This window comes from Georgenia halophila (assembly GCF_039541595.1).
This window is the reverse complement of the sequence record NZ_BAABGN010000008.1, coordinates 24,614-37,359: the sequence shown is the minus strand read 5'-3', so window position 1 is coordinate 37,359 and position 12,746 is coordinate 24,614. Positions and strand designations below refer to the sequence as shown.

The following is a 12,746-nucleotide window of genomic DNA, read 5'->3' as shown; positions in this document are numbered from 1 at the left end:
CCTTCCGCCTCAGAGCGGGCTCGGCTTGGCGAGCAGCTGGTTGATCTGGTCGATGAACCCCTGCAGGCCGCGCTCGGGCGGGACCGCACCGGTGTAGACGCCCTGGAGGTTCTCGCCGAAGTAGTTGTGGAAGTCCGCTCCGGAGCCGGTGAAGTAGGCCTCCGGGTCGTACACCGCGTAGTTGGCGGCCTCGGCGTAGTTCGACTGGGGCTCCAGCTCCGCGTACTCGTCGCTCTCCAGCACCGGAAGGTAGACCGGGATGTGGCCGGCCTCGGCCCACTGCAGGGAGCGCTGCAGGAGGCCGGCGATCAGCTCGTGGACGGCGCGCCGCTGCTCCGGGTCGGGGGTGCTCTGGTGCGGCAGCACGAAGGAGTGCGAGTCGCAGTACGCGACCGGATCGCCGAAGAGTGCCGGGATCATCTGCATGCTGAAGGGCAGGCCCTGGTCGCGGTAGCTGGCGATCTCCCAGACGCCACCCATGAACATCCCCGCATCACCCGTGGCGAACTCCGCGATGGCCGTCCCGCCGTCGTTGCTGGAGGAGGCGATCTCGTCGTCGAGGAGGGAGACGATCCACTCGAGCGTCCGGAGGGCCGCGTCCTTGTCGATGACCATCGGCCCGCCCTCGGGCAGCTCGATCGCCGGCGCCATCTGCCGGTACCAGGTGTAGAACATCCGCCACATGTTGCTGGGGTCGTTCAGGAACCCGTACGCCAGGCCGTGCCGGCCGGTGACCTCCGCCATGGCCCGGGCGGTCTCCTTGAATCCCTCCGGGGTGTCGATGCCCGTCAGCATGTTGTCCTCGCCGAGCTGACCGATCTGCTCGGCGACCTCGGTGTTGAAGTAGAGGACGAACGGGTGCATGTCGAGGTTGACGGCCTTGAGTTCGCCGCTGTACAAGCCCTTGTCCCAAACACGCTCGGGAAACTGGTCCGCCCCGACGCCGAGCTCTTCGAGCAGGTCGAGATCCCAGGTGTCCAGCAGACCGCCCGGCGCGTACCCGTACAGCCGGGTCACGTGCATGACCGCGAGGTCCGGCGCGCGGCCGCCGACGGAGGCCATGGCGAGCTTGGTGTAGTACGGCGCTCCCCACTCCAGTGCCGTCTGGTCCACGGCGATGTTCGGGTTCTCGGACATGAACTGCTGGAGCATGGTGGTCAGGATCTGGCCGTCTGGTCCGGTGAGCAGGTGCCAGAAGGCCACGTCCGTCTGCTCGGAGGCGCCCGCGAGCGGGGTGCCGCAGCTCGTGAGCCCCAGCGCGGCGGCGCTGCCCATGGCGCCCACACCGAGCAGGAAGTTGCGTCTCGATACCCCTGGCGCGGCACGTGCGCCGGAGGTGACGAGCCGAGATTCGCGTGCATCCATGGCGACCCCTTCGTCAGCTTGAAACCGCTCCGCTGCGGTCTTGGCCGGGAATCTACATCGATGTAGACACCGGGTCAACGGCGTCCGGCCGGCAGCTCGGCGATCCAGCGCCGCTGGCGCCGCGTCTCCACGGCCCTGGGGTGGTAGCGGACCCGGACCTAGTCGACCGCATTGTCACGCGACACCCCGCCGAGCACGGCGAGCGCGGCGATGGCGGTACCGGTCCGGCCGACCCCGCCTCCGCAGGCGACCTCCACCCGCTCGACGGCGGCGCGCGCGTATGCCTCCGCCAGGGCGGCGAGCGCGTCATCCGTCGAGGCCGGCACGGAGAAGTCCCGCCAACGCACCCAGCGGTACGACCACGCCCGGGGTCCGGGATCGCGGGCGAGCAGGTAGACGGCGTGGTCGGGCGAGGTGGCACCACCGCGCGGTCTCCGGATCCCGTTCCCGCGGACGCGGCGTCCGTCGGGAAGCTCGACCACGCCCGGCCCGTCCACCCAGGTGCTCACGCGGTCACGGTAGTTCGGTCTCGCGGTCGCACGACCGACGAGCCGGTCGGGATGGCGGGATTCGAACCCACGACCTTCCGCTCCCAAAGCGGACGCGCTACCAAGCTGCGCCACATCCCGGCGCGCCGGACCTACCGGCGCCAGTCGACGATTCTACGGCCCCGCGAGGCAGGGCCGGACACACGAACGCCCCGTCCGAGGACGGGGCGTTCGGCCGGAGCGGGTGACGGGAATCGAACCCGCACCATCTGCTTGGAAGGCAGAGGCTCTACCATTGAGCTACACCCGCGGGGCAGCGCCGCGACGATTCTAGCGGTACTCGAACCACCGGCCCTGCGATGCAAGTGGCCCCTCACCGGCCGGTGAGGGGCCCTCGCGAAGGGACGACGTCGCTCAGTCGGCGACGACGAAGCCCCTCTGGTAAGCCTTGGCGAGCCGCCGCGGCACCTTCACCTCGCGGCCCTGGACGCGGACGGTGACGAGCTCGGTGAGCTCGGCCTTCCACTGGGACCGGCGAGAGCGGGTGTTGCTGCGGGACATCTTGCGCTTCGGAACTGCCATGCCCTGCCGCTCCTTTCGTTGATTGGTCGATCTGAGCCGACGTACACCTTCCCACGAGGGACGGTCGCGTGGCCAACCTGTGCAGTGTACTCGGGGTGTGACATTGGCCGCGATACTGACCTGGTGAGCGACCTGCGACCGGCGCCCGGCCTGCCGACCCGCGCACAGACCGAGGTGCGTCGGTCCCGGTTCATCACGCTCCTCGCCCGGGCGGGCAGCGAGGACGAGGCCCGCGACGTCGTGGCGGCGGCGCGCGCCGAGTTCCCCGACGCACGCCATCACTGCTCGGCGTTCCTCGTCGCCGTGCCCGGCGCGAACCTCCTCGAGCGGTCCTCGGACGACGGCGAGCCCGCCGGCACCGCGGGCACCCCGATGCTGGAGGTGCTGCGCGGTTCTGGGCTCACCGATGTGGTCGCCGTCGTCGTCCGGTACTTCGGCGGCACGAAACTGGGCACCGGCGGCCTGGTGCGTGCGTACTCGGCGGCGGTCCAGGCGGTCCTCGAACGGGTGCCGCGGGTCCGTGCGGTGCGCCTGGGGCTGTGGACGCTCGACCTGCCGCACGCCGACGCCGGTCGCGTGGAGGCGGAGCTGCGGTCCCGCGGGATCGACGTCGCCACGCCCACATACTCGGCTGCCGGCGTCCGGCTGACACTGGCGACCAAGGACGAGGCCGAGCTGCGCGGCGCGGTCTCTCTGGTCACCTCCGGGACGGCCGACCCGGAGCCCGCCGGCGAGACGGTCGTCGAGCTGCCCGTCAGCTCGGCTCCAGCACCTTGAGACCGATCACGCAGGCGACGATCCCGAGCACCAGCAGCACCTTGATCAGCGAGGCCGACTCGGCGCCGGTGACCATGGCGTAGCCCACGGTGAGCGCGGCCCCGATGCCCACCCAGACGGCGTAGCACGTACCGGTGGGCAGCTCCCGCATCGCGTACGCCAGCCCGCCCATGCTCAGCGTGAGCGCGACGGCGAACACCACGGTCGGTATGAGGCGACTGAAGCCCTCCGACCTGCCGAGCGCTGTCGCCCAGACGGCCTCGAGGGCACCGGAGACGATCAGAACGAACCAAGACATGGCGGCATCCTCCTGCGCCGTCTTGTCGCACTACCGGGTACGGCGCCCTCGTCCGGGGACCGGGGAGGTCCTGCCGCCGAGGCTAGCCAACCGTCGTCGGGGAGACCGGTGAGGTTCCCCACCGAGGCGCTCGTGGCTCACTGGACTGGCGGTGGCACACCGACTCAGTCCGCACGGATTGTTCTAGTTGCGATAGAGCAATTACGCTGTGGGCGTGCTGCTCCGACTCGATCCCGCTTCGGCGCGGCCGCTCTTCGAGCAGCTGGCCGCCCAGGTGCGGCTGGCAGTGATCTCGGGCGAGCTGCGCCGCGGCGAGCGGCTCCCCTCCGCACGGGAGCTCGCCGAGTCGCTGCAGGTCAACCAGCACACGGTGCTGCACGCCTACCAGCTGCTGCGCGACGAGGGCCTGCTCGAGCTGCGTCGCGGCCGGGGCGCCGTCGTCACCGCGCACGCCGCCGAGCGCTACGAGCACCTGGGCCGGGTCCTGGAGGAGCTCCGGCGCGAGGCGCGGCACCTCGACCTGCCCCTGTCCGCCGTCGCCACGATGATCGACCGACCCGAGGGAAACCGAGACCGATGAGCCCGACCAGCACCTCCGGCGGCCGGAACAGGCTGCCCCACCGCCGTCGTGCCGTGCTCTTCGGTGTGGTCCTGCCGGTCCTGGTCACGACGGTTGCCTGGATATTGATCTCCCGGTGGATCCCGCAGCTGCCCGAGCAGGTGGCCGTGCACTGGGGCCCGGACGGCGTCGACCGTGTCGGCTCGGCCTCTGCACTCCTGGTCCCCCTCGCCGTATCGAGCGGGCTGAGCCTGCTGATCTTCGCCGTGCTGTCGCTGACCGTCGGGCGCACGTCGTTCAACCGGCGCATGGTGCTGGGTCTGGCCAGCGGCATGGCCGTGTTCTGGGCCGGCATGGCGCTGAGCATGGTCTCGGTCCAGCGCGGCCCCGCCGTCGAGGCCGCCGCGGACGTGCCGGTCCCGGACGTCCCGCTCAGCCTCACCGTGGTTGCGGCGATCGCGCTCGGCGCCGCCGCCGGTGCCCTCGCCGGTTCGGACCCGGCACTGCCGGCACGGGACGCGGTCTCGGGCACGACGGCGACGCTCGCCAAGGACGAGCGCGCGGTGTGGATCCGTACGGTCGGGCCCTCGAGGGCGCTGCAGCGGTGGGGAGGGATCGGCGCCGTGCTCTACGTCGGGTTCAGCGCCTGGCTGGCACTGACGACCGGCAGCTGGTTCGTGGGCATCCTGATGGTGATCTGGCTACCGCTGCCGCTGACCATGCTCGTGTGGACCGTCCAGGTCGATTCCGGCGGCCTGACCGCGAAGGGCACGTTCGGCCGGCCGCGACAGCACGTGCCGGCCGCGGAGGTCCTGAGCGCCACGACCACGCAGGTCAGGCCCCTCCCCGAGTGGGGCGGCTGGGGCCTGCGCTCCTCACCCTCCCTCGACGGCGGCGTCGGCGTCGTCGTCCGCGCGGGCGAGGGCATCGACGTCGCGCGCACCGGCGGGCGCAGGCTCGTCGTCACGGTCGACGACGCCGCCACCGGCGCCGCCCTGCTCAACACCTTCGCCGAACGGGCGCGGCGCCAGGACTGACCGCGGGACCAGGGGTTGGGACTGGCCGCGGGCACCGTGCGCTGAGAGGCTGTCCCGCGATAGGCTCAGACTGTTTGTTGAGGCTTCAACGAAAAGACCGGTCACCGAGGAAGAGGACACATGGCGATCTACGACGACGTCACCCAGCTCATCGGACGCACTCCCCTGGTGCGCCTGAACAGGATCACCGACGGTGCGGGCGCGACCGTTCTCGCCAAGCTCGAGTTCTACAACCCGGCTAGCTCGGTGAAGGATCGCATCGGCGTCTCCATCGTCGACGCGGCCGAGGCCTCCGGAGAGCTGCCGCCGGGCGGCACCATCGTCGAGGCGACCTCCGGCAACACGGGCATCGCGCTGGCGATGGTCGGCGCGGCACGCGGGTACACCGTCGTGCTGACGATGCCCTCCTCGATGTCCAAGGAGCGGCGGGCGCTGCTGCGCGCCTTCGGGGCCGAGCTCGTCCTGACCGACCCGCCGCTGGGCATGAAGGGCGCCGTCGACAAGGCCGAGGAGATCGCCGCCGAGCGCCAGGGCGCCGTCCTGGCCCGCCAGTTCGCGAACGAGGCGAACCCGGCGATCCACCGCACGACCACGGCCGAGGAGATCTGGGCCGACACCGAGGGCGGCGTCGACGCCGTCGTCTCAGGCATCGGCACCGGCGGCACCATCACCGGGGTGGGCCAGGTGCTCAGGGAGCGCAAGCCGGACGTGAAGATGTTCGCCGTCGAGCCGGCCGAGTCTCCGATCCTCAGCGGCGGGGAGGCCGGTCCGCACAAGATCCAGGGCATCGGCGCCAACTTCGTCCCGGAGATCCTCGACACGAGCATCTACGACGAGGTGCTCGACGTCGACCTCGAGACGTCCGTGCAGTGGGCGCGCCGCGCGGCCATGGAGGAGGGCCTGCTGGTGGGCCTGTCCTCGGGCGCGGCACTGGCGGCCGCGGTCAACGTCGCCCAGCGCGAGGAGATGGCGGGCAAGACGATCGTGGTGATCATCCCGTCGTTCGGCGAGCGCTACCTGTCCACGCCGCTCTTCGAGGGTCTCATCGACTGATGCCCACGCTGCGCACCCTGCTGGTCGAGGACCTGCGCACGGCGCAGCACCGCGACCCGGCCGCACGCAGCCTGGTGGAGATCGCACTCGCCTACCCGGGCGTACACGCCGTCTGGGCCCACCGGCTGACCCACGGGATGTGGCGGGCGAACCCGTTGCTGCGGCTGCCCGCACGGCTGCTCTCCCAGGCCGCCCGCGCCCTGACGGGGATCGAGATCCACCCGGGCGCCGTGCTCGGCAGGCGCCTGTTCATCGACCACGGCATGGGTGTGGTCATCGGCGAGACGGCCGAGGTGGGTGAGGACGTCGTCCTCTTCCACGGCACCACGCTCGGCGGGGTGTCGTCCAGCAAGGGCAAGCGGCACCCCACCGTCGGTGACCGGGTGGTCATCGGGGCCGGCGCGAAGATCCTCGGCCCCGTGGCGATCGGTGCCGACGTCACGATCGGGGCGAACGCCGTCGTCGTCAAGGACGTGCCGGCCGGCTCCGTCGCGGTGGGCGTGCCGGCCAAGCCACGGCGTGCGCCCGCCAGCGCCGACGGCTGGGCGGACCCGGCGGTCTACATCTAGGTCCGGCTGCGGGGCGCGCGCTGGCAGCGCGGGCACCAGAACACCCGGCGGGTCTGCATGGTCGCCTCGGCGACCTTCGTCCCGCAGACCAGACACGGCAGCCCCGAGCGGCGGTAGACATACCGCTGCTCGCCGTCGAGCCTGTCCGGGTCCGGGCCGCCGTGCTCCGGACGGGTGGTGACGATCCGGCCCGTGGCGACGCCGTCCGTCATCAGCTCCGCCAGGTCCGCCCAGATGGCACGCAGGCGGGCCGCCGGTATGTCGCGACCGAGGCGCCGCGGGTGCACCCGAGCCCGGTAGAGGGCCTCTGCGCGGTAGACGTTGCCGACGCCGGAGATCACCTCCTGGTCCATGAGCAGCTCTCCCACGGCGCGTCGGCGTGCCCTGACCCGCCGGACGAAGGTCTCGGGATCACCGTCGGGACGCAGCGGGTCCGGGCCCAGGCGGGCCTGCACGGCCGCCTTCTCCTGCGAGGTCACCACTTCGCAGGCGATGGGCCCGGTGAGGTCGGCGACGCCGTGCTCGCCGAGGATGCGCACGCGGACGGCTCCGCGCGGGTCCGGCGGGTCCCACTCGCCCACGGCGACGCCGCTACCGTCGTCTCCGGCCAGCGGGGTCTCCTCCTCGGCGACGCGACGACGCGGGGCGCCGATGGCGTGCGGCGCGGAGAACGACTCGTCGCCCGCGAACGTCCACGACCCGTACAGCCCGAGGTGCACGCGCAGCCAGCGCAGGTCGTCATCGTCGCCGCCGGCCGAGCCGAAGCCGAGGAACAGGTGCTTGCCGTGCGCCTCGGTCACGGCGAGGCTCAGGCCGTCCAGGAGGGCCGCGCCGTCGGCGAACCGCCCCTGGGGCGAGCTGACGGCCAACGGCCGGCCACCGAAGAGCTCACGGAACGCGTACGCGAGGCGGTGGACCGTGTGCCCCTCAGGCACAAGGACCCACCGTCGGCACGCGCCACTCGGTCGGTGCGTCCCAGAGCGCCCGCTCCAGATCCACGCGCACGGGCACGAACGGGGACAGCGGCGTCCCCTCGGCGCGGTAGTTCTCGAGGGCACGCGCACGCAGCTGGCGGGGCAGCGTCCCGTCGGCGCGCACCACCCGCCACCACGGCACCTCGGCCCCATAGACGGCCATGACCGTCCCGACGTGCCGCGGGTGCCCGTGCCCGGAGGCGGCGCGCACCGCCTCCGCGACGAGCCCGTAGGTGGTCACCCGGCCGGGTGGCACCTGGTCGGCGACGTCGAGCACGAGCTCCGCGAGCTCCGTCCGCTCCTGGCTCATCGGTCGATCTTCACTGGTCGTGGCCCTCCTTCACCCGCCTATGATCGCAGGACGATGAGCACGAGCCCCACCCCCACGCGGGATTCCGCCACGCCACCGCGTCCGCACGGCTTCGCCTGCGAGCACTGCGACGACTCCGTCCCGCACGAACACCTCGACGTCCGCGCGCTGGTGGAGACCTCCCGGGCGGCGGCCCGCCGTCGCGCGCTCACCATGGCCGCGGTCGCGGGCGTCCTGCTCGCCGCCGCGCTCGGCACCGCGTTCCTGGCCGACGGCGCAGCCACTGCCCTGACGGCGCTCGGCGCCACCACGGCGGGCTGGGTCGTCGTCACGGGCGTTGCCCTCCTGGTCACCACGCGGACCCGGCTCGCGCCCGCCAAGGCGGTGGTCGCCGGTGCGCTGACGGGCGCCGGCCTGACGCCCCTCGCGGCGCTCGCCGTCGCGCTGCTCGCCGGCGGCTGGGTGAGCGGCCTCGTCGCCGGGGCCACGTGGCTCGCCGCCGGGGCCGCGACTTCCGCCGTCCAGGCACGCAGCTGGCGCGGTCTGCTGCTCACCCCGGGCGACGCGGGGGAGCACGCCCGTGCGCAGGCGGTGGACCGTCGCGGCGCCGCGGTCGTCGGTGAGGTGCCGCGCTGGCTGGTGCAGGGAGGCCTCGTCGGCGCCGGCGTGGTGCTGCTGGCGGCCGTCCCCGCGGCCGTGGTCGTCCTCGTGCCGCTCGCCGTGCTGCTCGCCGCCAGGGCCGGTTCCGGGCGGCTCTCCCGCTGAGGTCAGGGGTCGCCACGGCAACCGTGGCACTGCCAGGCTTGCGCCATGACGACAGCAGCTCGCCCGGACACCCGCCCTGAGAAGACCGGCCGCGGCGACGGCGGCTCGGCCGTCGCCGTCGCTCCTCCGCCACCCGGTTACCGGGTCGCCCAGCTGGACGACTCCGACGACCGGGCGGCGGTCCGGGAGCTCCGTGAGTGGGGGTTCGTGTTCGAGTCCGCCCCCGAGGACGTCGACCACGAGATCTGGACGCTCGAGCCCGGTCGCAGCGTCGGCGTGTGGGACGAGCGCGGCAGTGGCCGCCCGCGCCTGGCCGCCGTCCACTCCTCGCACCAGTTCCGTATGCCGGTCCCCGGTGGCACGCGCCTGCCGACCGCGGGTCTCGCCTCCGTCGTCGTGCACCCGAGCCACCGCCGCCGCGGGCTCGCCCGCACCATGATCACCACCCATCTCGCCCGCTCCCTCGACAGGGGTGAGGTGCTGTCCGCGCTGCACGCCGCGGAGACCGGCATCTACGGTCGCTACGGCTACGGCGTCGCCACCCAGCCCGTCACCCTGCGGCTCGGACGCCGCGCCGAGCTGCGCGGCGTCGACGGCGTCGACGGCACAGGCAGGACCGAGGGCGCCGACGTCTTCGTCGCGCTCGAGACCCTCGACCCGTCACGCCACGTCGCCGAGATCGAACGCGTGCACACCGCCGTCGAGCGACCGGGCTGGATCGCCCGGGACACCGAGGCGCTCAGGACGGCCAACGTCGCCGACCCGCCGAGCGCCCGCCGCGGGCACGAGCGGATGCGCATCGCCGTCGTCCGGACGCACGACGGCGAGCCGCGCGGCTACGCGACCTTCCGCCGTCAGGGCAGCTGGTCGGAGACGGGTGTCCCGGAGGGCGTGGTCCGGGTGCGCGAGGCCGTCACGCTCGACGCCGCGGCGGCGCGGGCGCTGTGGACGACGCTGACGGACATCGACCTGATGGCCTCCGTGGAGACCGGCGACCTGGCCGCCGACGACCCGCTGGTCCACCTGCTGACCGATCTGCGCCGGACCAATCTTCGCGTGCACGACGGCCTGTGGCTTCGCCTGCTCGACGTGCCCGCCGCGCTGGCGGCGCGGGAGTACTCGGGGCCCGTCGACGTGGTGCTCGAGGTCAGCGACGAGCTGGTCCCGGCGAACGCCGGCCGGTGGCACCTGCGCAGCGACGGCATGGCAGAGGTGGAGGTGACGCGCACGGAGGAGGCCGGGCACCTCGCGCTCGACGTCGCCGAGCTCGCCTCGGTCTATCTCGGGACGACGTCGCTGGCGGCCCTGGCCGGCGCCGGCCGCGTGCGCGAGCTCGTGCCCGGGCGCCTGGCCACGGCGGCGACGGCGTTCGGCTGGCCGATCGCGCCCGCGAACAGCTGGGGCTTCTGACCGAGGAGCGTCCGCGACGCTCTCAGCGGCTCTCGTACTCAGCGACCTCGTCGATCCGGCGCTGGTGGCGCGGGTCGCCGGAGAACGACTCCGCCAGGAAGGCGTCCACCAGAGCGGTCGCCTCCTCGGTGGAGTGCTGCCGCGCGCCGATGGCCACGACGTTGGCGTCGTTGTGCTGACGGGCGAGCGTCGCTGTCACCTCGGACCAGGCGAGTGCCGCGCGGACGCCGTGGACCTTGTTGGCGGCAATCTGCTCACCGTTGCCGGAGCCGCCGATGACGACACCCAGCGAGCCGCGGTCGGCGACCACGGCCTCGGCCGCGGCGATGCACATCGTCGGGTAGTCGTCGTGCGGGTCGAAGATGTCGGCGCCGTGGTCGACGACATCGTGGCCGGAGTCCTCCAGGTGCGGCACGAGGGCGGTCTTGAGTTCGAAGCCGGCGTGGTCGGCGGCGATGTGGATGCGCATGCGCCAATTGTGCCAACGCGAGGTCTCAGGACTGCCGTAGGGTCGGATGATGACCACGACGAACGTGCGCGAGAACGCCCCGATGACCGACCGGATGACGGACGCAGCGGCGATGGACCTTGGCATCCGCGCCCAGGACGACCTCTACCGCCACGTCAACGGGACGTGGCTGGACCGCCACGTCATCCCTGCCGACCGCTCCCGCGACGGCTCCTTCTACCTCCTGCGCGACCTCAGCGAGCAGCGGGTCCGGGAGATCATCGAGGACGCCGCCGAGCGCGGCACCGCTGAGGGTGCCGAGGACGACACCAGCACCGAGAACGCCAAGAGGATCGGCGACCTGTACTCCTCGTTCATGGCCACCGAGCGGATCGAGGCCCTGGGCACCGCACCGCTGCGCACCGACCTCGATCTGCTCACGGGGGCGCTCGACAAGGGCGCCCTGGTCCGGGCCATGGGCGCCCTCCAGCCGACCGGCGTCACGGGCGGCGTCGGCTACGGCGTCGACACCGACCTCAACGACCCCGAGAAGTACGTCGTCTTCTTCTGGCAGTCCGGGCTCGGCCTGCCGGACGAGTCCTACTACCGCGAGGACACGCACGAGAAGACCCGCAACGCCTACGTCGGCCACGTGGCCGCGATGCTCGCGTTGACCGGCCTCGTCACCGAGGAGGACGCCATGGGCGCCGCCGAGCGGGTCATGCAGGTCGAGACCACCCTCGCCCGCGGGCACTGGGACAAGGTCCGCACCCGCGAGGCCGACCAGATCAACAACCCGATGAGCTGGGAGGAGGCGACGGCGTCGGCCCCCGGTTTCGACTGGGACCTGTGGCGCTCCGCCCTCGGGGTGCCCGAGGGCGCGTTCGACCGGCTCATCGTCGCCATGCCGTCCTACCTCACGGACTTCGCCGCCGCCTGGTCCTCCCTGGACACCGACTCGTTGCGGATGTGGTTGACCTGGCACGTCGTGCACGCCCGCGCCAAGTATCTGCCGGCCGCGTTCGTCGAGGAGAACTTCGAGTTCTACGGACGCACGCTGACCGGCGCCCAGGAGCTGCGCGAGCGGTGGAAGCGGGGCGTCGAGCTCGTCGAGGGCGCCCTGGGAGAGGCCGTGGGCGAGCTGTACGTGGCCCGCCACTTCCCGCCGGAGCACAAGGCCGCCATGCAGGGACTCGTCGACAACCTGGTCGCGGCGTACCGGGAGTCGATCGGCTCCCTGGACTGGATGGGCGAGGACACCCGTGAGCGCGCCCTGGCCAAGCTCGAGTCGTTCACCCCGAAGATCGGCTACCCGGACTCCTGGCGCGACTACTCGGCGCTGGTGATCGACGAGGTGGACCTGCTCGGCAACGTGCGCGCCGCCAGCCTCTTCGAGGAGCACCGCGACCTCGACAAGCTCGGCCGGCCGATGGACCGCGGCGAGTGGTTCATGCCGCCGCAGACCGTCAACGCCTACTACAACCCGACGTGGAACGAGATCGTGTTCCCGGCGGCGATCCTGCAGCCCCCGTTCTTCGACCCCGAGGCCGACGACGCCTGGAACTACGGCGGGATCGGCGCGGTGATCGGGCACGAGATCGGCCACGGCTTCGACGACCAGGGCTCGAAGTACGACGGCACCGGCCGGCTCGCCGACTGGTGGACCGAGGAGGACCGCGCCGAGTTCGACCGCCGCACAGCGGCGCTCATCGACCAGTACGACGCGTACTCCCCCGCCCAGCTCGAGGGCAGCCACCACGTCAACGGGGCGCTGACCGTCGGTGAGAACATCGGCGACCTCGGCGGCCTGACCATCGCGATCAAGGCGTACGACATCGCCCTGCGCGAGCAGGGCGGCATCGACGCGGCCCCGGTCGTGGACGGCCTGACCGGGCTGCAGCGAGTGTTCTACAGCTGGGGACGCATCTGGCGGCAGAAGTCGCGGGACCCGGAGGCCATCCGGATGCTGACGATCGACCCGCACTCCCCGGCCGAGTTCCGCTGCAACGGGGTGCTGCGCAACATGGACGCCTTCCACGAGGCGTTCGACGTCGGACCGGACGACGGGCTGTACCTGCCCCCGGAGGAGCGCGTGCGGATCTGGTGAGGAC

15 protein-coding genes, 2 tRNA genes and 1 riboswitch are annotated in these 12,746 nt (G+C 72.2%); of the genes, 8 read left to right on the top strand and 9 right to left on the bottom strand.

What is annotated here, in order from left to right; all coding sequences use genetic code 11:
- Positions 1 to 9 precede the first annotated feature (9 nt).
- The 5 genes from ABD907_RS09195 to rpmF form a co-directional block, all read right to left on the bottom strand.
- On the bottom strand, positions 10 to 1,365 hold the full coding sequence (locus tag ABD907_RS09195; protein ID WP_345215952.1) for an extracellular solute-binding protein: 1,356 nt from the start codon (positions 1,363 to 1,365) through the stop codon (positions 10 to 12).
- Between the two features lie 158 nt (positions 1,366 to 1,523).
- Entirely contained in the window at positions 1,524 to 1,874 is a 351-nt protein-coding gene (locus ABD907_RS09190; RefSeq protein ID WP_345215951.1) for a protein-tyrosine phosphatase family protein, read from the bottom strand.
- 46 nt (positions 1,875 to 1,920) lie between these two features.
- Positions 1,921 to 1,994 (bottom strand) — tRNA-Pro (locus ABD907_RS09185).
- A gap of 98 nt (positions 1,995 to 2,092) precedes the next feature.
- Positions 2,093 to 2,163: transfer RNA gene (locus ABD907_RS09180), tRNA-Gly, on the bottom strand.
- Positions 2,164 to 2,267: 104 nt separating this feature from the next.
- Positions 2,268 to 2,435 (bottom strand): 50S ribosomal protein L32, encoded by a 168-nt coding sequence (gene rpmF / locus ABD907_RS09175; protein ID WP_345215950.1) that lies wholly within the window; start codon positions 2,433 to 2,435, stop codon positions 2,268 to 2,270.
- 123 nt (positions 2,436 to 2,558) lie between these two features.
- Between rpmF and ABD907_RS09170 the strand changes: the two genes are divergently transcribed.
- Positions 2,559 to 3,212, top strand: coding sequence for an IMPACT family protein (locus tag ABD907_RS09170; protein WP_345215949.1), 654 nt, complete (start codon positions 2,559 to 2,561; stop codon positions 3,210 to 3,212).
- Here ABD907_RS09170 and ABD907_RS09165 read toward each other — a convergent pair.
- Positions 3,190 to 3,510: a DMT family transporter gene (locus tag ABD907_RS09165; protein ID WP_345215948.1), complete on the bottom strand. Its 321-nt coding sequence runs from the start codon at positions 3,508 to 3,510 to the stop codon at positions 3,190 to 3,192. The two genes, ABD907_RS09170 and ABD907_RS09165, sit on opposite strands and share 23 nt — an antisense overlap.
- Positions 3,511 to 3,521: 11 nt before the next feature.
- Positions 3,522 to 3,586: riboswitch (guanidine-III (ykkC-III) riboswitch) on the bottom strand.
- A gap of 138 nt (positions 3,587 to 3,724) precedes the next feature.
- On the opposite strand from ABD907_RS09165, the gene ABD907_RS09160 reads away from it, so the two are divergent.
- The 4 genes from ABD907_RS09160 (at position 3,725) to epsC (ending at position 6,728) form a co-directional block, all read left to right on the top strand.
- Complete coding sequence (locus ABD907_RS09160; protein ID WP_345215947.1) at positions 3,725 to 4,090, top strand: GntR family transcriptional regulator; 366 nt, start codon at positions 3,725 to 3,727, stop codon at positions 4,088 to 4,090.
- On the top strand, positions 4,087 to 5,106 hold the full coding sequence (locus ABD907_RS09155) for an SdpI family protein (protein WP_345215946.1): 1,020 nt from the start codon (positions 4,087 to 4,089) through the stop codon (positions 5,104 to 5,106). Before ABD907_RS09160 ends, ABD907_RS09155 begins: the two co-directional genes overlap by 4 nt.
- A gap of 120 nt (positions 5,107 to 5,226) precedes the next feature.
- On the top strand, positions 5,227 to 6,159 hold the full coding sequence (cysK, locus tag ABD907_RS09150; protein ID WP_345215945.1) for a cysteine synthase A: 933 nt from the start codon (positions 5,227 to 5,229) through the stop codon (positions 6,157 to 6,159).
- A complete protein-coding gene (gene epsC, locus ABD907_RS09145; RefSeq protein WP_345215944.1) occupies positions 6,159 to 6,728 on the top strand; it encodes a serine O-acetyltransferase EpsC in 570 nt (189 codons plus the stop codon). The genes cysK and epsC overlap by 1 nt, the downstream gene beginning before the upstream one ends.
- On the opposite strand, the gene ABD907_RS09140 is transcribed toward epsC, so the two are convergent.
- Together ABD907_RS09140 and ABD907_RS09135 are read right to left on the bottom strand one after the other, a co-directional pair.
- The gene (locus tag ABD907_RS09140) at positions 6,725 to 7,663 is read right to left on the bottom strand and encodes an Fpg/Nei family DNA glycosylase (protein ID WP_345215943.1); all 939 of its coding nucleotides are present in this window, start codon (positions 7,661 to 7,663) and stop codon (positions 6,725 to 6,727) included. The two genes, epsC and ABD907_RS09140, sit on opposite strands and share 4 nt — an antisense overlap.
- Positions 7,656 to 8,012, bottom strand: a complete 357-nt coding sequence (locus ABD907_RS09135; protein ID WP_345215942.1) for an MGMT family protein — start codon at positions 8,010 to 8,012, stop codon at positions 7,656 to 7,658. The genes ABD907_RS09140 and ABD907_RS09135 overlap by 8 nt, the downstream gene beginning before the upstream one ends.
- A 54-nt stretch (positions 8,013 to 8,066) precedes the next feature.
- Here ABD907_RS09135 and ABD907_RS09130 point away from each other — a divergent pair, with 54 nt between their 5' ends.
- Positions 8,067 to 8,777, top strand: a complete 711-nt coding sequence (locus ABD907_RS09130) for a hypothetical protein (RefSeq protein ID WP_345215941.1) — start codon at positions 8,067 to 8,069, stop codon at positions 8,775 to 8,777.
- Between the two features lie 45 nt (positions 8,778 to 8,822).
- On the top strand, positions 8,823 to 10,187 hold the full coding sequence (locus tag ABD907_RS09125) for a GNAT family N-acetyltransferase (RefSeq protein ID WP_345215940.1): 1,365 nt from the start codon (positions 8,823 to 8,825) through the stop codon (positions 10,185 to 10,187).
- Between the two features lie 22 nt (positions 10,188 to 10,209).
- On the opposite strand, the gene ABD907_RS09120 is transcribed toward ABD907_RS09125, so the two are convergent.
- Entirely contained in the window at positions 10,210 to 10,656 is a 447-nt protein-coding gene (locus tag ABD907_RS09120; RefSeq protein WP_345215939.1) for a ribose-5-phosphate isomerase, read from the bottom strand.
- 49 nt (positions 10,657 to 10,705) lie between these two features.
- Between ABD907_RS09120 and ABD907_RS09115 the strand changes: the two genes are divergently transcribed.
- Positions 10,706 to 12,742, top strand: a complete 2,037-nt coding sequence (locus ABD907_RS09115) for a M13 family metallopeptidase (RefSeq protein ID WP_345215938.1) — start codon at positions 10,706 to 10,708, stop codon at positions 12,740 to 12,742.
- Positions 12,743 to 12,746: the final 4 nt, after the last annotated feature.